The organism is Aeromonas sp. LsrichE-8G, assembly GCF_022869435.1.
Classification (GTDB): domain Bacteria; phylum Pseudomonadota; class Gammaproteobacteria; order Enterobacterales; family Aeromonadaceae; genus Aeromonas; species Aeromonas caviae.
In genome coordinates, this window is sequence record NZ_JALIHH010000192.1 from 1 (window position 1) to 323 (window position 323).

The following is a 323-nucleotide window of genomic DNA, read 5'->3' on the forward strand; positions in this document are numbered from 1 at the left end:
CGACACTTCTTGGGGTTGTATGGTTAAGTGACTAAGCGTACATGGTGGATGCCTTGGCAGTCAGAGGCGATGAAGGACGTACTAACCTGCGATAAGCCGTGAGCAGTCGGTAAGAGACATTACGACTCACGGATTTCCGAATGGGGAAACCCACTTAGCATAAGCTAGGTATCGCTGCGTGAATACATAGCGTAGCGAGGCGAACCGGGAGAACTGAAACATCTAAGTACCCCGAGGAAAAGAAATCAACCGAGATTCCCTCAGTAGCGGCGAGCGAACGGGGATTAGCCCTTAAGCATCTTGGAAGTTAGTGGAACGGTCCT

The 323-nt window shown here is 50.8% G+C and carries 1 rRNA gene; it reads left to right on the forward strand.

From position 1 onward, the window contains the following. Nucleotides 1–21: 21 nt before the first annotated feature. Nucleotides 22–323: ribosomal RNA gene (locus MUW49_RS18440) — 23S ribosomal RNA — on the forward strand; the annotation flags it as partial.